Source organism: Kineosporia babensis (assembly GCF_021129305.1).
Lineage (GTDB): Bacteria > Actinomycetota > Actinomycetes > Actinomycetales > Kineosporiaceae > Kineosporia > Kineosporia babensis.
On sequence record NZ_JAJOMB010000014.1, the window covers coordinates 68,475 to 86,717 of the forward strand.

General features: G+C 70.6%; 17 protein-coding genes. 14 read left to right on the forward strand and 3 right to left on the reverse strand.

What is annotated here, in order from left to right; translation table 11 throughout:
* Positions 1-4: 4 nt before the first annotated feature.
* Genes LR394_RS23960 through LR394_RS23970 form a run of 3 tightly spaced genes read right to left on the reverse strand, consistent with a single transcriptional unit; the run spans position 5 to position 4,505 of the window.
* On the reverse strand, positions 5-748 hold the full coding sequence (locus LR394_RS23960) for a maleate cis-trans isomerase family protein (RefSeq protein WP_231446097.1): 744 nt from the start codon (positions 746-748) through the stop codon (positions 5-7).
* Positions 745-2,799, reverse strand: a complete 2,055-nt coding sequence (locus tag LR394_RS23965; protein ID WP_231446098.1) for an FAD-dependent oxidoreductase — start codon at positions 2,797-2,799, stop codon at positions 745-747. The genes LR394_RS23960 and LR394_RS23965 overlap by 4 nt, the downstream gene beginning before the upstream one ends.
* The gene (locus LR394_RS23970) at positions 2,796-4,505 is read right to left on the reverse strand and encodes a carbon-nitrogen hydrolase family protein (RefSeq protein ID WP_231446099.1); all 1,710 of its coding nucleotides are present in this window, start codon (positions 4,503-4,505) and stop codon (positions 2,796-2,798) included. Before LR394_RS23970 ends, LR394_RS23965 begins: the two co-directional genes overlap by 4 nt.
* Before the next feature lie 197 nt (positions 4,506-4,702).
* On the opposite strand from LR394_RS23970, the gene LR394_RS23975 reads away from it, so the two are divergent.
* From LR394_RS23975 to LR394_RS24040, 14 genes are all read left to right on the forward strand, one after another.
* Positions 4,703-5,503, forward strand: coding sequence for an IclR family transcriptional regulator (locus tag LR394_RS23975; RefSeq protein ID WP_231446100.1), 801 nt, complete (start codon positions 4,703-4,705; stop codon positions 5,501-5,503).
* Positions 5,504-5,720: 217 nt separating this feature from the next.
* Complete coding sequence (locus LR394_RS23980) at positions 5,721-6,770, forward strand: class I SAM-dependent methyltransferase (RefSeq protein WP_231446102.1); 1,050 nt, start codon at positions 5,721-5,723, stop codon at positions 6,768-6,770.
* A gap of 14 nt (positions 6,771-6,784) precedes the next feature.
* On the forward strand, positions 6,785-7,072 hold the full coding sequence (locus LR394_RS23985; protein WP_231446104.1) for a hypothetical protein: 288 nt from the start codon (positions 6,785-6,787) through the stop codon (positions 7,070-7,072).
* Between the two features lie 43 nt (positions 7,073-7,115).
* The gene (locus LR394_RS23990) at positions 7,116-8,672 is read left to right on the forward strand and encodes an ABC transporter substrate-binding protein (RefSeq protein ID WP_231446105.1); all 1,557 of its coding nucleotides are present in this window, start codon (positions 7,116-7,118) and stop codon (positions 8,670-8,672) included.
* A 2-nt stretch (positions 8,673-8,674) separates the two neighbouring features.
* On the forward strand, positions 8,675-9,739 hold the full coding sequence (locus tag LR394_RS43155; RefSeq protein WP_231446108.1) for a class I SAM-dependent methyltransferase: 1,065 nt from the start codon (positions 8,675-8,677) through the stop codon (positions 9,737-9,739).
* Positions 9,736-10,758, forward strand: coding sequence for an ABC transporter ATP-binding protein (locus LR394_RS24000; protein WP_231446110.1), 1,023 nt, complete (start codon positions 9,736-9,738; stop codon positions 10,756-10,758). The genes LR394_RS43155 and LR394_RS24000 overlap by 4 nt, the downstream gene beginning before the upstream one ends.
* Positions 10,755-11,762, forward strand: coding sequence for an ABC transporter ATP-binding protein (locus tag LR394_RS24005; protein WP_231446112.1), 1,008 nt, complete (start codon positions 10,755-10,757; stop codon positions 11,760-11,762). The genes LR394_RS24000 and LR394_RS24005 overlap by 4 nt, the downstream gene beginning before the upstream one ends.
* Positions 11,759-12,010, forward strand: a complete 252-nt coding sequence (locus LR394_RS24010; protein ID WP_231446114.1) for a hypothetical protein — start codon at positions 11,759-11,761, stop codon at positions 12,008-12,010. Before LR394_RS24005 ends, LR394_RS24010 begins: the two co-directional genes overlap by 4 nt.
* Positions 12,007-12,927: an ABC transporter permease gene (locus tag LR394_RS24015; protein ID WP_231446116.1), complete on the forward strand. Its 921-nt coding sequence runs from the start codon at positions 12,007-12,009 to the stop codon at positions 12,925-12,927. Before LR394_RS24010 ends, LR394_RS24015 begins: the two co-directional genes overlap by 4 nt.
* The gene (locus LR394_RS24020) at positions 12,927-13,835 is read left to right on the forward strand and encodes an ABC transporter permease (protein ID WP_231446118.1); all 909 of its coding nucleotides are present in this window, start codon (positions 12,927-12,929) and stop codon (positions 13,833-13,835) included. Before LR394_RS24015 ends, LR394_RS24020 begins: the two co-directional genes overlap by 1 nt.
* The gene (locus LR394_RS24025) at positions 13,832-14,533 is read left to right on the forward strand and encodes an alpha/beta fold hydrolase (protein WP_231446119.1); all 702 of its coding nucleotides are present in this window, start codon (positions 13,832-13,834) and stop codon (positions 14,531-14,533) included. Before LR394_RS24020 ends, LR394_RS24025 begins: the two co-directional genes overlap by 4 nt.
* Positions 14,524-15,009 carry a (2Fe-2S)-binding protein gene (locus LR394_RS24030; protein ID WP_407937116.1) on the forward strand — a complete coding sequence of 162 codons (486 nt, stop codon included), beginning with the start codon at positions 14,524-14,526 and terminating at the stop codon, positions 15,007-15,009. Before LR394_RS24025 ends, LR394_RS24030 begins: the two co-directional genes overlap by 10 nt.
* On the forward strand, positions 15,009-15,995 hold the full coding sequence (locus LR394_RS24035; RefSeq protein WP_231446121.1) for an FAD binding domain-containing protein: 987 nt from the start codon (positions 15,009-15,011) through the stop codon (positions 15,993-15,995). Before LR394_RS24030 ends, LR394_RS24035 begins: the two co-directional genes overlap by 1 nt.
* Positions 15,988-18,147 carry a xanthine dehydrogenase family protein molybdopterin-binding subunit gene (locus LR394_RS24040; RefSeq protein WP_231446124.1) on the forward strand — a complete coding sequence of 720 codons (2,160 nt, stop codon included), beginning with the start codon at positions 15,988-15,990 and terminating at the stop codon, positions 18,145-18,147. The genes LR394_RS24035 and LR394_RS24040 overlap by 8 nt, the downstream gene beginning before the upstream one ends.
* Positions 18,148-18,243: the final 96 nt, after the last annotated feature.

Below are 18,243 nucleotides of genomic sequence, written 5' to 3' on the forward strand. Positions count from 1 at the left end.
TTCCTCAGTGCTCGGCCAGCAGCCGGCCGAAACCCTTGACCTGGTCGTCGATACCCTCGGCGCGCAGGGCGTGCCAGACCGTGGCCGCGTTGATCGCGATCACCGGCTTGCCGAGTTCGGCCTCGAGTTCGGCGGCGGTGGCGACGGCGGCCAGGTTGGTGCCGGCCTGGACCAGGGCGTCGACGTCGGGGGAGTCGACGGCCAGGAAGGCCTCGCGGATCTCCTGCGGCGTGACATCGGCTATGCCCGTGGCACTGTCCACCGACAGCCCCTTGACGATCGTCACCTCGAAGCCCATCTGGGTGAAGAAGGCCCGCACCTGCTCGTCCCCGACCGGCTGGTACGGCGTGATCACGGCGATCCGTTTGGCCCCGAAGGCGTCCAGGGCGGCCTTGCACGCCGCAGCGCCGGTGGAGACCGGCCGGCCGGACTTCTCGTTGACCCAGGACTCGAACTGGGCCGCGCCGTCCGCGCCGCCCCAGAACGTCTCGGCCGACATCCCCATCACGATCCGGTCCGGCTTGCAGGTGACCACGTCCCTGACCGCGGAGCCGATCTGGGTGCGCAAGTCCTCCAGAAACGTCTCCATCTTGCCGTCCGAGCCCAGATCCTCGTCGGCGATGTAGATCCGGCCGGTGTGGAACGAGACCCCCGGCGGGCGCATGTCGTTGTACTCGGCCTCGACGACGGTGTTGGTCGAGGGGAGCACCACGCCGAGCACGGCGCGGGGAGAGGTGACGGTGGTCAAGCGGTCCTCCGGTTTTCCAGTAGGCCGGTGAGGTCGGCCCACGACATCTGCGACTCGGTCGAATGGGGGACGTGGGTGGTGGCGATCGCGGCGTAGGTGTCCCGGATCGCGCCGGAGGCGGCCAGCAGGCCGGAGACCGGGTAGATCACCACCGCGACGCCGCAGTCGCCGAGCAGGTCCAGGTCCGGCGCGGTGATCTCGCCGTGTGCCTCGGACAGGTTGAGCACCAGCCGTTTTCCGGTGGACCGGTTCAGGTGGGTCAGCAGCTTGGGCTCGCTCAGGTGCTGCACCATCAGCAGGTCGGCGCCCGCTTCGGCGTAGGCCTGGGCCCGCTCCAGCGCGGTCTCCAGGCCGTCCACGCCCAGGGCGTCGGTGCGGGCGATCACCAGCATCTGCTGCCGTGCCGCCACCGCCGAGCGGATCTTCTCCACCATGTCCGGCAGCGGGATCAGCGCGGTCTTGCTCTTGGGGTGGACCTGGTCCTCGAGCTGGATGGCGGCGGCCCCGGCCAGCTCGTACTCGCGCACGGTCCGCGCCACCTGCAGCGGCCCGCCGTAGCCGCCGTCGGCGTCGGCAATCACCGGGACCCCGGCCGCTGCGATCCGCCGGATCTGCTCGGTCATTTCCGCGACCCCGGCGAACCCGGAGTCCGGGGAGCCCAGAACGGTGGCCGAAACCCCGGCACCGGAGAGGTATCCGGCGGTGAATCCGGCCTGCTGCAGGAGCCGGGCGGAGACCGCGTCATGGCAGCCCGGTGCGATCAGCGGCTTGGCGGTGAGCAGGTCGGCCAGCTGCCGGCCGGGAGCCTGCGCAGTGGTACGGGCCGCGCGCAGTCCGGTGGCGAGCTGTTCGCGGCTCTCGGCCAGGGAACGGATCATCGAGCTGTTGAGCAGGTAGGCACGCGCCTTCACCGGGTCGGCCGCCATCGCGCCGAGCGCGGCGGTGCGCTGGTGGCGGGCCTCGGTGTCGCTCTCGCGCATGTCGGCGTAGTTCTTCTTGGTGGTGGCCTGCACGTGCGAGATCGTCGCGCTACGCCGGGCGTGGTCGTAGGCGGCGGCGCAGGCGTCCGGGTCGGCGCCGCTCAGCGCGGCCAGGATCACCCGGACCGCGGCCTCGGCGTCGTGGATGCCGGAGTTCATGCCCATCCCGCCGAGCGGGTTGTTGGCGTGCGCGGCATCACCGGCGATCAGCACCCGGCCGGCCGCGAAGGTGGCCGCGACCCGCTGGTGCACGGCGTAGATCGAGGCGTGGTCGAGCGGGTAGGGCTCGGGGCGGGCCGAAAGCTGCTGCAGGCGGGCCTCGATCGTCTCCGGGGCCAGAGCCTGCTCGTCCGTGGTGCCCTCGGCGACCGGCATCAGCACCCGCCAGTGCTTGGGGGTGCGCAGCAGCACGCCCCACTCCTGGGGGTCGGAGACGTAGGAGACCAGGGCCAGGCCGGGAAAGGCCTCGGTCAGGTCGAAAGTGGTTGAGGCGACCAGGAACCGCTCGGGCAGGGTGACACCCTCGAACGCCACGCCCAGGCTCTTGCGCACGGTGGAGGAGGCGCCGTCGGTGGCGATCACCCACTTGGCCCGGTAGGAGGGTTCGCGTCCGTCGCCGGGCAGGTACACCGACACGTTCTCGGATCCGCGCTCGACTCGCTGGACCTCGGCCCCGAAACGCAGGCTCGCGGTGGGCAGCTGCTCCAGGTGAGCGGCGACGATCTCGGTGAGCTTGTTCTGCTCGCACTGCAGCCGGTACGGGAAGGCCGTGTCGTCGGCGAGCAGCCCGAGGTCCAGGTCGGCCAGGACGTTCCCGTGCCGGTCGCGGTACTGGAAGTTGCGGGCGATCAGGCCCTTGGCGTGGAGTTCTGCACCGACGCCGAGCCCGTGCAGGATCTCCAGGGTGGGCGGGTGGAAGGTGGAGGCCCGGGACTCGGCCGAGAGTTCTTTGCCGGCTTCCAGAACCACGACCGGCACGCCGTTGCGGGCCAGGGACAGGGCGGCGACCATGCCGACCGGGCCGGCGCCGACCACGACGACGTCGGTCTCGACCGTGGGGCTGGGGTTCATCGGGGCTGCTCCGGGGAAGAAAGGAAGGACGCGTACAGGTGCGGCTGGCGGGTGGCGAGGGGGTCGAGGTGGAAACCCATCACCTTGGAGTGCGACTCGCGCAGGTCCAGGTCCACCCGCATCTGCTCCTCGAACCCGCTGCGGCAGGTCCAGACGGTGGGGAAGCGCATCAGCGCGATCGGCTGGCCGAAGACGAACTCGTCGGCCTGGACCACCTGGCTGCCGAGTCCGGCCGGGCAGTCCAGCCGGGTGGCCGAGATCAGGTGGGTGCGGTTCTCCTCGGTGCGCTCGACCGCGGCGATGGTGGCGGCCTCGGGCCGGTCCCAGTCGGTGGGGTGGGCGATGATCTCGGCGCCCCGCACGGTGAGGACCCGGGCCACCTCCGGCAGCCAGACCTCGGCTCCGATCATCAGGCCGATCCGCCCGATCGGGGCGTCCAGCACGGTGAGCTCGTCCCCGGCCGTGGCCCACGCGCGTTCGGGGTCGGTCAGGTGGGTCTTGCGGTAGCTGCCGAACACCCCGTCCGGCCCGATCAGCCACGCGGTGGAGAAGTAGCGGCCGGCCTCTTCCTCGACCAGGTTCGCGACCACCCAGAGTTCGCCCCCGGCAACGGCTTCGGTGAGGCGGCCGAGGACGTCGGTGCTGAGCTTGGCGGCTGCCGCGGGGTCGGCGGCCACCTCGCCGCGGGCGAAGCAGAACAGCTCCGGCAGCACACCCAGTTGAATGCCGCGGGTGGCCGCGTAACTGATCTGGCCCAGGGCACGGGTGATCGTCCAGTCCTGGTTGTGGAACCAGGAAACCTGGAGCGGGGCGACGGTCAACGGCTTCTTGGGGACGTCGGTGGCGGGCCCGTACATGGCGGCCACCGGCAGGTCGGTGACGGGAAGGACCAGGTCGCCGTACAGGTCGGGGCGGCGCCAGGCGATCACGTCGGCGCCGAAGGAGGCCCACTTGTCGTCCGCCTCGCTGACCTGGATGTCCGCCCAGACCAGCATCTCGGAGTGCTCGTCGGCGACCGCGACCACCTCCCCGTCGGGGGAGACGACCTGCGAGCCGCCCATCCACGGGTAGGCGTCGGCCGGCCCGCCGACGGTGTTGGCCGAGACGTGCCAGACCCGGTTCTCCATCGCCCGCAGCGGCACGTGGGTGCGCAGTTCGTCCGGGCCCCGGCTGTTGAGCGAGTTGAGCAGGATCTGCGCCCCGGCCAGGCCGAGCAGGCGGGGGACCTCCGGGACGATGCCGTCGGCGCACATCAGCAGGCCGAGCCGGCCCAGCGGGGTCTCGACCACCTCGATCGGCTCGTCGCCCGGGACGAACAGGGTGTACTCGTAGTCCCAGAAGATGTGCTTGCGGTGCACCTTGAGGATCGAGCCGTCCGGGCCGATCAGCACCTGGCCGATGTGCACGTCCGGGGCCTGCTCGCCGCGCAGGTCGACTCCGACGGCGGCGTACAGGCCCAGTTCGGCGCAGGCGGCGCGCAGTCCGGTGACGAACTCGCCCTCCAGCGTCTCGGCGTGCTCCCAGGCACTCTCGCGGGTGGTGAAGTCGCGCACCCGGTTGGAGTTTTCGGGAGTGACCAGGATCTGGGCACCGGCCTCGGCGGCCGCGCGCAGGTAGTGCCCGCACAGCTCGAGATTGGCCCGGACATCGGTGCCGGAGAAGAACTGGGCGGTGGCGACCCGGACCGGGGCGGGCAGGGCGGGCATAAAGGGACCTCCGCAAGGGCCGGGAGAATGATTCGCACGAGGTGAGAATGAGCTGCTCACCATCTGCGAAGAACGTAGGCACCCTCGGCGTGCGGGGTCAAGGTCCGGCGGCGCGGTGTGACCAGAAGTTGATGGCCGGGAAATCTGACGGACGCATTCGCATCATCGGCGAAGCGAGATGTCATTATGTGCGAATGATGGCAGAGAGAACTGTCGCCGACGGTGCGGGCCGTCGCCTCGGCGGGATCGAGAGCGGGCGCAAGCTCGTCAGCGTCCTGATGTCTTTCGACGGTGAGCGCCCGGTCTGGACGGTGGCCGAACTGGCCCACGAGCACGGGCTGACCACCTCGACGGCCTACCGGTACGTCGGGGTGCTGCGAGAGATGGGCCTGCTCGACGCGGCCGGTCCGGCCGGGGCCTACCGCGTCACCGAACGGGTCTCCTCGCTGCAGGGGGCGCTGGACGCCGGGACGGCCGCCCTGCGGGACATCGCGATGCCAGTGATGATCCGGCTGCGCGACGAGATCGACGAGACGGTGCTGATCGCCCGCCGGGGCGGGGAGCATGCCTACTGCATCGACCGGGTGGAGTCGCGGCATCCGGTGCGGCTGCAGTTCCAGCGCGGCGAGGCGATGACACTGCACCTGGGCTCGATGGCCCGGCTGCTGCTCTCACAGATGCCGCCCGCCGATCGCCGGCGCTACCTGGACCGGATCGAGCCCACTCTCACACCCGGCCAGGCCGGGCAGATCACCGAGGAGAAGCTGGCGCAGATCGCCCGCGACGGCTTCGCGGTCAGCAGCGAGGAGATCGACGAGGGGATCTGGGGGACGGCTGCCATGGTGCGGGCTCCCTCGGGTGCGGTTCCGGCGGTGATCGGGACCGCCGGGCCGGTGCACCGGCTGCCGCCCGAGCGCCGGGACGAGGTGATCCGGTGTGTCGTGGCCGCGGCGGAGGAGATCACGGCCGGTCTGCGGCGGCGTCCCGGTAGCGCCTGAGCAGTTCCCAGGATGTGGGAACTCCTTCGCGCGTCCTCCCAGGTCGCTGAAGGAGGCCCGCCTGTGAGGGGCGCATGTGTCGCACTGCGCGACATGTGTTTCCGGCCGATTAATGATTACGGGCCACCCTTGACGGTCCTGCTCGGCTGAATCTAACTTCTCGGCATATGGCTGAAGCGTTTCCATATTGTGGGAATGCCACCGGGAAGGTTGGATGATGGACGTCGCACTGGGCCAGCGCTCACGGGCCGCCCTGCAGTTTCTCGGATCGGCACAGGGCTACGCCGGCGGCACCCTGCAGCCCGCGGCCGCGGCGGTGTACGAGCAGGCCGTCCCCGAGCCGCCGCTGGACCTGGACTCCCGGCGGGCCTCGGTCGAGAGCGTCCTGGCCGACTGCGCCGAGTGGCAGATGGACCGCCTGGTCACGCGCTGGGTGGCCGAGGAGATCTACGTCCGGGCGCTGCCGGCCGTGGAGGAGATCCGCCCGCGCGTCGAGAAGTGGCTCGAGGTCGGCGAGAGCCCGGTGAGCCTGGAACTGAACCCCGACCGCGAGGCCCCGGCGTACTGGGAGGGCGGCTTCCATCTGACCCCCGGCGGCTGGGACGGGCACGACCTGATGGGCACCGCCATCCACGAGCTGGTCTTCGCCTACGTGCTGACGCCTGGCGGCGTCGGCGCGGTGCGTACCGGCCAGAACCTGAACGACCAGCGGGCCAAGGCTGCCCGCGAGGCCTACCGCGACGAGTACCGCAACATCGCCGAACTCGGCAGCAGCACCGGCCGTTTCACCGTCCGCCTGCACCAGGCCTACCCGCAGGCCCGGATCACCGGCGTGGAGCTGGGCGCCAGTGCCCTGCGGCACGGCCGGGCCTACCTCACCGAGCAGGGCGTCCCGGCCCGGCTGGTCCAGGCCGCCGCCGAGGACACCGGCCTGCCGGACGCCTCGTTCGACCTGGTCGCCATGTACACGCTGATCCACGAGGTCCCGGTCACCGCCAGCGCGCAGATCTTCGCCGAGGCCTTCCGCCTGCTGGAACCCGGCGGCGACCTGCTGATCGGCGAGATCGCGCCGACCGACCAGCACTCCGCCTTCCGCGCGGTCGTCCTGGACTGGGAGACCGAGAACCGCGGCGAGCCCTACGCCCGCGAGGCGATGTCGATGGACGCGGTGGCCATGCTGCGCGAGGCCGGCTTCACCGAGATCGAGTCCTACGGCCTCGACGGCGTTCACCCGTGGGTCACCCGCGCCCGCAAACCCCAGGCCTGAGAGGTACTCCGAGGATGACCGAGAAGCGACCCACCTACCTGAGCGGCGACGAGCGCCTGGACGACCTGGCCCGGATGGTCCTCGAGCTGACCTCCGAGGTCTGGGTGCTCAAGGACCGCACGATGGTCCTGGAGCACCTGCTCGCCGCCAAGGGAACGCTCGCCGAGGCCGAGATCGACCAGTTCCAGCCGGCTGCCGAGCTCGCCGCAGTGCTGCGCCGTGAGCGTGAGGCGCTCCTCGCCCGCGTGCTGGGGGCGCTGCTGCCCTCCGACGACCGGGTGAAGTCCGCCCTGAGCCGTTAGCCCCACTACCCCTTCCTTTTTACTCCCTGCCCCAGGAGCTCCCGTGTCCCCCGAGTTCGTTCGTGCTGCCCAGAATCCCTTCTCCCGCAGAAGCTTCCTGCAGTTCAGCAGTCTCGCCGCCGGTGTTGCCGCGCTGGCCGCCTGTGGCGGCCCGGGCGGTGGCGACGCCGCCGAGGGCGGTAGCGGCGCCAAGGCCACTCTGATCAAGATCGGTACCGCGGCCACCGCGGGCTCGATGAACCCGCTCGACGAGCAGTACTCCAGCCTGCAGGTCAACGTGTTCGACTCGCTGGTGCGGGTCTACGCCGGTGACCCCGAGCCGCAGGGCCGGATCGCCGAGTCCTGGGCGGAGACCGGGGAGAACACCTGGACCTTCACGCTGCGCCAGGGCGTGACGTTCCACGACGGGACCCCGGTCACCGCCGAGGACGTGGCGTTCAGCTTCGACACGCTGATGGCCGAGCAGTACGCCAACTCGATCACGCTGATCAGCATCAAGTCGATCAAGGCGGTGGACGACTCGACCGTCGAGGTGGTCTCGGCCGGGCCGGACCCGCTGCTGATGAGCCGGCTCTCCGCGCTGTACGTGGTGCCCAAGGCGCACTGGGAGAAGTCCGGCGGTGGCGAGGGTTTCGCCCAGGACCCGATCGGCTCCGGCCCGTTCAAGGTGGAGTCGTACTCGGCCGACACCGGCGCCCAGCTGGTCGCGTTCGCGGACTTCTGGGACGGTGCCCCGGCCACCGAGAAGATCCACATGACCTACTTCAGCGACGCCTCGGCGCTGGCCCTGGCCCTGCAGTCGGGTGAGGTCGACGTGGCGCACCAGCTCACCACGGCGCAGTACCCGACCCTGGAGGGCGACGACAACCTCGACCTGAGCGCGCAGTTCGGTGGCACCCAGAACATGCTGCAGCTGAAGACCACCAGCGGCCCGTTCGCCGACATCCGGGTGCGCCAGGCCGCGATCGCCGCGATCGACGCCGACGCGCTGGTCCAGGGCCTGACCCACGGCCTGGCCGAGAAGGAGGACGGCCAGCTGCCGCTGAAGGAGGTCAACGGCTACACCGACACGATCACCCGCCCCGCCTACGACCTCGAGAAGGCCAAGGCCCTGCTGGCCGAGGCCGGCGCGACCGGCGCGGAGATCAAGATCACCGGCATGTCGCTGTACCGGCAGCTGCTGGAGGCGATCGGCGAGCAGCTCACCGCCGCCGGGTTCAAGCCGACCATCCAGGCGCTCGAGATCTCCGAGTGGGTGCAGCAGTTCACCGGCGGCTCGGACTCCGACATCTTCTACCGGGGCGTGGCCTACACCGGCGTCTTCGACGTGGACCGGGCCTTCTCGATGGTCTCCTTCGGTGACAAGCCGGCGGTCAAGGACCCGGAGTGGGACAAGCTGTTCGCCGCCACCCGCACCGAGACCGACCCGGCCGCCCGGCTGGAGAAGATCGCCACCGCCAGCCAGTACCTCAACGACCAGGCGTACATCCTGTGGAGCTACGCCAACCCCTCGATCAGCGCGGCTGCCAAAACGGTCTCCGGCACCGACTTCAACCAGGGTCTGGTGCTGCCGATGCAGGGGCTGGTGAAGCAGGCGTGAGCGTGAGCGCGCCCACCCTCGAGCGGGTCGACCTGGACCAGCGCGGTCGCGCCGAGCTGGGTTTCCTGCGCAGCCTGCGGGGCGGTCTGGCCCCGCTGAAGGCGCGCACCCTCGGCCTGCTGGAACGCGAAGGAGCGTTCGAGGCGCCGTTCACCACGATCGAGGACCTGCGCGGCCGCACCGACCCGGTGCTGGCCGGGGACGCCGGAACCCGGTTCGGTGCGGCGGTCCTGCGGTGGGCGCGCGAGCAGACCACACCCCGGGCGGTGGCCGCCTACGAGCGGCGCCGCGACGAGCTGGAACCGCTGGCGGTGCCGGCCGGCCTGGAGCGCTTCCAGGACCGGCTCGGCCCCCGCAAGCCCCCGGCATACTGGACGTACGAGTTCCACACCACCACCGGCGGCTGGGACGGCCACCCGCAGATGGGATTCGTGCACCACGAGCTGGTGTACCGGCACCTGCTGATGGCCGCCTACGGGCCGGGCATCTTCAACCAGCGCCAGAGCGTGGCCGAGGCCGCCCCCCGCGAGAGCTACACCAGCATCTGTGATCTGGGCTGCGGCACCGGTCAGTACACGGTGAAACTGGCCGAGACCTACCCCCAGGCCCGGATCACCGGGGTGGACCTGTCCCGCTCGGAACTGCTGTACGCGCTGCGCCGGGGCGAGGAACGCGGCCTGGCCTGGCAGATGGTCCGGGCCGCCGCCGAGGACACTGGGCTGCCGGGTGGCAGCTTCGACCTGGTGACCTCGTTCATCCTGCTGCACGAGGTCCCGCCCGCGGTCACCCGGCGGATCCTGGCCGAGGCCTACCGGCTGCTGGAACCCGGCGGCGACGTGCACTTCTCCGACGTCACCCCGTACGCCCGGCGCACCCCGCAACAGGCCTGGGCCGACGATTGGGACGCCGAGCAGGGCAACGAGCCGTGGTGGCGCACCGCCGCCACCCTCGATCTGGCCGCCCTGGCCACCGAGGCCGGGTTCGAGGACGTGCAGCAGCGCGGCCTCGGGCCGGGAGAGTACCCGTGGGTGCTCACCGCCCGTAAACCCCTGAAGGAGAACTCATGACGGCGACCGAGATTGACTCGCCGCCGGCCGGGACCGCGTCTGCACCCGCCCTGCGCCTGGAGGACGTCCGGGTCGAACTGTCCGGCAGTTCCGGGCGCGTGCAGATTCTGCGCGGGGTCAGCTTCGAGGTGCCCCGGGGCCAGATCGTCGCGCTCGCCGGGGAGTCCGGCTCCGGCAAGTCCACCGCCATGCTCGCTGCGGTCCGGCTGCTGCCCTGGGGAGCCGGGGTGTCGGGAACGATCGAGTGCCAGGGCGAGGACGTCCGTGCGCTGTCCTCCCGGCAGCTGCGGCAGTTCCGGGCCCGTACCGCTCGGGTGATCTTCCAGGATCCGTGGTCCTCGCTGCACCCGATGCGCTCGGTCGGCAGCCAGCTGGTGGAGTCGGCGCGCAGCGCCGACGGCTCGCTGAGTAAGGCGGCGGCCCGCGAGCTGGCCGTCGAGACCCTGCGCCGGGTCGGGATTCCCGATCCGAAGGCGCGGATGGACGTTTACCCGCACCAGATCTCCGGCGGTCAGCTGCAGCGCGTGATGATCGCGATGGCGCTGGTCGCCCGGCCGGCCGTGCTGCTGTGCGACGAGCCGACCACCGCCCTGGACGTCACCACCCAAGCCCAGATCCTGGACCTGCTGCGCGATCTGAACCGCAGCGAGGGGATCACCGTCCTGATCGCCACCCACGACTTGGACGTGATCGCCGGGATCGCCGACCGGCTGGTGGTGATGTACGCCGGGCGGGTGGTCGAGGACGGCCCGGCCCAGCAGGTGCTGGCCGCGCCGAAGCACCTGTACACCTGGTCGCTGCTGCAGGCGGCGCCCGCTCATCAGCACGAGTCCCGGCTGCGCCCGATCGAGGGCCGTCCGCCGCGCTCGGACGAGAACCTGCCCGGCTGCGCCTTCGCACCGCGCTGCCCGGGCGCCCGGGACGAGTGCACAGGCGAACTGCCGGGCCTGGAACTGGTGGCCGTCGGGCACCGCTCGGCGTGCCTGCCGGTGCAGCAGCAGAAGGAGGCCCAGCAGTGATTCTGCAGACCGAGAACCTCGAACAGTCCTTCCCGGTCTCCGGCGGGCGCCGGGTGCAGGTGCTGAACGGGGTCTCGATCAGCGTCAACGCCGGCGAGACCCTGGGCGTGGTGGGGGAGTCCGGCAGCGGTAAGACCACCCTCGGGCGAGCGGTCATGCGGCTGAGCGAGCCCACTGGCGGGCGGGTGTTCTTCGAGGGCCGCGACGTCACCCACGCCAACTCCGCGCACCTGCGCCGGATCCTGCGCCGGCGCGCCGCGATGGTCTTCCAGAACCCCTCCACCTCGCTGAACCCGTTCCTGAAGCTGGTCGACGCGCTGACCGAGCCGCTGGCCGTGCACCGGATCGGCAGCCGGTCCGAACGCCGGCAGCAGGCCTACGACATGCTCGAGCGGGTCGGCCTGGACCGCGCCCAGGCCGAGCGCTACCCCCAGGAGCTCTCCGGTGGTCAGCGTCAGCGGGTCGGTGTGGCCCGGGCCCTGATGCTGAACCCGGCCCTGGTGGTGGCCGACGAGCCGACCGCCTCGCTGGACGTCTCGGTCCAGGCCCAGGTGGTCAACCTGTTCCAGGACCTGCAGCGCGACCTCGGCCTGGCCTACCTGTTCATCAGCCACGACCTGGCCCTGGTCTCGCACCTGAGCCACCGGATCGCGGTGATGTACCTCGGCCGGGTGGTCGAGATCGGCCCGGCCGCCGAGGTGTTCGACCGTCCCAAGCACCCGTACACCGTCGTGCTCAGCTCGATGCGCCGCCCGGCGGGCGAGCAGCTCACCCCCGGCGGGGACCCGCCGTCGCTGCTGTCCCCGCCCACCGGCTGTGCCTTCCACCCGCGCTGCCCGATCGCCCGGCCGGTCTGTTCCACCACCGCTCCGGAGCTGACCGCCCTCGCCGAGACCAAGGGCCACGAGGTGGCCTGCCACTTCCCCGGCGACCTGGAGCTGAGCGGCGGCCTGGAGACCGCGGTCGCCCCGCCACCCCCGATCCCGCTGGAGGCGGTCCGGTGAAAACCCCTGAAGACATCGACGGAATGATGCGGATGATGCTCGAGCTGGCTTCCGAGGTCTGGGTGCTGCGCGACCGGTTCAGCGTCCTGGAGGCGCTCCTGGCCGAGCGGGGCACCCTGAGCGCCGCGGACCTGGACGCCTACCAGCCCGGCGCGGACCTGGCCCAGCACCTGGACGGCGAGCGTGCCGCCTTCGTGCGGCGCCTGCTGGACGCCGGGGCCGGCCGCGTGGAACTGGGGACGACGTGATCGGCTTCCTGGCCCGGCGTCTGGGCCTGCTGCTCCTGGTCGTCTTCGGGGTCACGACCGTGCTGTTCGTGCTCACCCGGCTCTCCGGCGACCCGGCGGCGATCATGTCCCCGCCGGACGCCGGACCGGAGGTGCTGGCGGCCACCCGGGAACGGCTGGGCCTGAACGACCCGCTGTGGCTGCAGTACGTCAACACCCTGGTGAGCACGTTCACCTTCGACTTCGGCCAGTCCTTCGCGATGGACACCTCGGTCAGCTCGGTGCTGTGGTCGCGGCTGGGCACCAGCCTCTACATCATCATCCCGGCCCTGGTGATCGGGCCGCTGGTGTCCATGGCGATCGGCGTCTACGCCGCCCTGCGCCCCACCCGGCGCAGCGGCCGTGCGGTGATGGGGGCCGCCTTCCTGACCGACGGCGTGCCCTACTTCCTGCTCGCCTTCATCCTGATCCTGGTCTTCGCCATCCAGCTCGGCTGGCTGCCGGCCACCGGTAACGCCAGCTACGCGGCCCTGGTCATCCCGGTGGCGGTGCTGACCTTGCAGGCGGTCTCGGCCACCTCCCGGCTGGTGCGGGGGCAGATGCTCGACGCTCTGGGCCAGGGGCCGGTGCAGACCGCCCGATCTCTGGGCCTGTCCCCGGCGGTGGTGCTGTTCCGGCACGCCCTGCCGCTCGCTCTGCCGCCGCTGCTGGCCTGGCTCGGCATCCAGTTCTCGTTCCTGTTCAGCTCCCTGCTGGTGCTCGAGCCGATCATGAACTACGGCGGGATCGGCAACCTCCTGGTGCGCAGCGTGAACCAGCGCGACTTCCCGGTGGTGCAGGCCTGCGTCGTGGTGTTCGCCGTGCTGATCACCACCGTCAACATCGCCCTCGACGTCGCTGTCCGAGGCCTTGACCCGCGTCTTCGGAAGGCATCCTGATGAGCAGCAGCGCACCCGCGGCACCGGTGGCCCGGCGCTCGAGGGCCCGGCAGGTGGCCGCATCGACCTGGGCGTCGGCGACCGGCCGGACCGGTCTGGTGATGCTGGCGATCACCCTGCTGGTGGCGGTGTTCGGGCCGCTGCTCGTCAGCACCAGCCCGACCGCCCAGAACCTGATGGCCACCAACCAGCCGCCGTCCTGGCTGGGTGGCTCCGGCGGCCTGATGGGTACCGACGCCCTGGGCCGCGACGTGTTCAGCCGGGCCGTGCACGGCCTGCGCCTGAGCCTGCTGTTCGGCCTCGGCGTGGCCACCGCCAGCGCGGTCCTGGGCCTGGCCTTGGGTCTGCTGGCCGGCTACGAACAGCGCTTCGCCGGCCCGGTCCTGCTGCGCCTGGCCGACATCCAGTTCGCCCTGCCGTTCGTCGTGGTCGGCCTGGCGCTGACCGCGGTGATGGGCCCCGGCATCCTGAAACTGTCCATCGTGCTCGCGATCTGGGGCTGGACGGTCTACGCCCGTACGATCGTCACCTCGGTCGCCCAGGTCTGCCGGATGGACTACATCACCGCCGCCCGCACCCACGGGATGGGCGCCACCCGGCTGCTGCTGCGGCACGTCACGCCGAACGTCCTCGGGCCGGTGGTGGTGCTGTGGACCACCTCGGCCGGGGTGATGATCCTGGTCGAGAGCTCACTGAGCCTGCTCGGCCTGGGGACCCAGCCGCCCTCGTTCTCGCTCGGCACGATGCTCGGCGACGCCACCACCCAGCTGCGCCTGGCCTGGTGGGCCGTCGTGGCCCCCGGCTCGGTCCTGCTGTGGATCGTGCTGGCCTTCAACCTGACCGGCGACGGGCTGCGCGACGCGCTGAGCTCGTCCGGCCGGATCGAACACGACCCGGAGCTGGTATGAAACTCGCTGTCAAGGAATGGGGCTCAGGGCCTCGGCGGGCGCTGCTGATTCACGGTGCGACCTCCACCAAGGAAACAATGACGCCGCTGGCCGAGGAACTGGTGCAGCGCGGCTACCGGGTGATCGCCCCCGACCTGCGCGGGCACGGCGAGAGCCCGCGCGGTGAGCACTACGCCCTGCAGGCCCTGGCCGACGACGTGGTCGAGACCGTCGGCGAACCGGTGGAACTGGCGGTCGGGCACTCGCTGGGCGGCAAGGTGCTGCCCTGGGCGGTGAAGGACCTGAAGGCGCGCCGGGCGCTGTACCTGGACCCGGCCTGGACCGCCCGCGAGGTGGACCCGTACGCCGAGGCACTGACCAAGGCGGACGGCTCGCCGATGAACCTGGACGACATGCAGGCGCTCTACCCCTGGATGACGCCCGAGGACATGCAGGAGAAGCTGGACCGCTACCTGGCGATGGACTGGAAGCTGTTCCACGACCCGCTGCTGCAACTGCGCCGCACCACCATGCCCGCGATCCCGGCCGTCACCCGTTCCCTGGTCGTGCTGGCCGATCCGAGCGTCCTGGTGCCGCCGGTCATGGTGCAGGCGCTGGAGGTCGGAGGATACGAGGTGCGTACCCAAAAGGGCGGCGACCACGGGCTGTTCCAGTCCGACATGCCCGCATTCCTGGCCACGGTCGAGGGCTGGCTCTGACGGTGCAGATCAAGGTGACCGTCAACGCTGAACCGACCCTGATGGACGTCGACCCGCGCGAGAGCCTGCTCGACGTCCTGCGGGAAAGACTGCAGCTGACCGGCACCAAGAAGGGCTGCGACCACGGCCACTGCGGCGCCTGCACGGTACATCTGGACGGGCGCCGGGTGCTGTCCTGCCTGACCCCGGCCGTCCAGGCGGACGACACCACGGTCGCCACGATCGAGGGGATCGAGGGGATCGAGGGACCGGACGGCGAACTGCACCCCCTGCAGGAAGCTTTCGTCAGGAACGACGCCCTGCAGTGCGGCTACTGCACTCCCGGGCAGATCATGTCCGCTCTGGCCTGCGTGGCCGAGGGGAATGCCGGCAGCGACGAGGACATCCGCGAGTTCATGAGCGGAAACCTTTGCCGCTGCGGGGCCTACGTCGGCATTGTCGCGGCCATCCGGTCCTACGCGGCCGGGCAGCCCTGATGTACCCCTTCGAGTACCGGCGGGCGAGCACCCTTGAGCAGGCGCTGCGGATGTCCGCCGACCTGGCTCCGGCGGCGTTCCTGGCCGGCGGTACCACGCTCTACGACCTGATGAAGCTCGGCGTCGAGCGACCGGTCACGGTGATCGACGTCAACCGCATCCCGGAACTGTCCCACCTACGCCTCAGCCGCTCCGCACTCGTCATCGGCTCCGGTGTACGGATGTCCGACCTCGCCGATGCCCGCGAGGTCCGTGAAAGCTTCCCGATCATCCGGGAGGCCCTCCTCGCGGGAGCGACCGCGCAGATCCGGAACATGGCCTCGATCGGCGGCAACCTGCTGCAGCGCACCCGGTGCACCTACTTTCGCGGCACCCACCCCTGCAACAAGCGGGTGCCGGGTAGCGGATGCTCGGCCCGCGAAGGCATCGACGAAGGACAAGCCGTTCTGGGCGGCAGCGAGCACTGCACCGCCGTCTACCCGGGAGACCTGGCCACCGCCCTCCTCGCCCTGGACGCCGCCGTCGACGTCCTGGGGCCGGACGGCGCTCGCAGTCTTGCCCTCGCCGACCTGCACCGAGCACCCGGAGACAGGCCGGAGCAGGACCACACCCTGCGGCCGGGTGAACTGATCACCGCAGTCAGGGTTCCGGCGACGCGGATGCGCCAGGCGTACACGAAGCTGCGCCCGCGCGAGAGCTACTCCTTCGCCTGGGCGTCGGCGGCCGTGACGCTCTCGCTGCACCCCGACACCGCCACGATTGAGCAGAGCCGGGTTGTCCTTGGTGGTCTGGCCACCCGACCGTGGCGGGTCCGCGCCGTCGAGGATTGGCTCCACGGACGTCCTCTGGTCGAAGCAGTTGCCCTTGAAGCCGGGCGCCTTGCCCTGCGGGACGCCGAAGCGGGCCGCCACAAAGCCTTCCGGATCGATCTGGGAACCCGAGCCGTGGCCGACGCCCTGCTGCGGGCCGGAGAACAACATGAGTGACGTCCTTCGCGTGGACGCCCGCGAAAAGGTCACCGGAAAAGCCCGTTACGGAGCCGACCGGACGCCCGAAGGGCTCCTACACGCCGCTTTCGCGACCGCAACCATCGCCCGCGGCCGGATCGTCGAGGTCGACACCGCCGAGTCCGAGGCGCTCGCCGGAGTCGTCTCGGTGACGACCCGCTTCGGCGAGGACGAACTGGGCCCACCCTCGTTCGTCATGGGTGGCGGCTACGGCACCCAGAGCCTGCAGCCGCTGCGCGGAGACCGCATCGCCCACCGCGGCCAGCCCATCGCCCTGGTCCTGGCCGAGAACCCGGTCGTGGCAAACCATGCCGCCGAGCTGATCACCGCAACGTACGAGCCGGAGGCGCACGCCAGCCATCTCGATGCCGACCAGGCCGAGACCCTGCTCCAGCGCGAGGCCATCCCGATCCCGTTCGCCGACGACCTGACCTTCGGCGACGCCGAAACAGACATGGCCGCAGCACAGACGGTCGTCGATGCCACCTACGAGCATCCGGCCCAGAACGCAACCCCACTGGAACTGCTCTCCGCGGTCGTGCAGTGGCATGAAGATCGCCTCCTCATTCACGAAGGCACCCAGAACGCCGGAGCTCTACGCAACGGCCTGGCCCGGCAACTGAACCTGGACCCGCAGCAGATCGAGGTGCGATCGCGCTACCTGGGCGGCGCGTTCGGACAACGAAACGCCCAGCACCCCTATCTCGCCCCGCTGGTGCTGGCCGCACGACGCGCCGGACGGCCGGTGAAGCTGGTCCTGACCCGGCAGCAAACGTTCCACCAGGCCAGCTTCCGCCCACAGACCCGACACCGGATCACTCTCGGAGCCGACGCCACCGGCCGGATGACAGCTGCAGTCCACGAGATCGACCAGCAGACCTCGCGGCACGATCTCTTCCCCGGTGGCTACGCCAAGGTGACCTCCCGGCTCTACGGCATCCCCTCGTACCGCAGCCGACAACGACTGGTCCGCAACGACATCCAGACCCCGGGATACGTGCGGGCACCCTTCGAGCAGCCAGGAGTCTGGGCGTTCGAGTCAGCAGTGGACGAACTCGCAGCAAGAGTCGGGGCCGACCCGGTCGCTTTCCGGCTGGCCAACGACACCTCCCACGACCCGGTCAGCGGTCTGCCGTTCTCCTCCCGCCACCTGGGAGAGTGCCTGCGCCGAGGTGCACAGGCCTTCGGCTGGGAGCAACGCCCCCTGGCGCCGGGCGACTGGACCGACGACGAAGGCAACCGGATCGGCTGGGGAGTCGCGGTAGGCGCCTATCCGGCCAACGTCACCCCGGCCCGAGCCCGGGTCAGAGTCGAACCCGACGGGACCGTCCTGGTCGAGACCGACGGCCACGAAATGGGACAAGGCCTCACCTCCGCCGTGACCAGCCTGGTCACCCGCGAACTCGGCATCCCCGCAGAACAGGTCCGGGTGCGCCTGGGCGACACACGGGTCGGCGCCCAACCGCTGACCGCCGGCTCGTGGGGAACAGCCTCCACGCTGCCGGCCGTACAGGCTGCACTGGAGCAGTTGAAGGCAGGTGAAAGCGGTGCTGAGGCCGGCAACGGCCTTCCCACCGCGCTCGCCGATCGGGCTGCCAACGGTCTGGTGGCTGCGGCCGGCCCGGTCTACGGCGAGTTCGCGGCCTTCAGCTTCATCGCTCACTTCGTCGAGGTGCGCCTCGAGCGGGTCACCGGGCGGATCCGGGTGCCGCGGGTGCTGAGCGTTGCCGACTGCGGGCGGGTGGCCAACCGGGTGACGGCGGCCAGCCAGGTCCGTGGCGGTGTGGTCTGGGGCCTTGGGGCAGCCCTGCGGGAACACCTGGTGACCGACCCGCGGCTGGGCGGATTCCTGAACGCCTCGCTCGAGGAGTACCCGATCAGCGTGAACGCTGACATTTGCGCCATCGACGTGGATTTCGTGGACCGGCCCGATCCGCTGCTGAACTCCAGCGGAGTCAAAGGCCTGGGCGAGGTGGCCATGGTGGGAGTCGCACCGGCCGTCACCAACGCCATCTGGCACGCGACGGGGCAGCGGCTGCGCAAACTCCCGATCACCATAGCCGATCTTCCCGCAGGCGGTCGTCGTCCGCCTTCAGGCCCGAGTACCGGCGGGTCGCGCCCTACTGGCTGAAACATGCTCCAGCCATTCGGCGACTAACGGGCTTCTGGTCTGGCACCGAAGCTTCCGGGCGCTGGACCCAGAGACCCGGTAGGGACACTCCGTTGC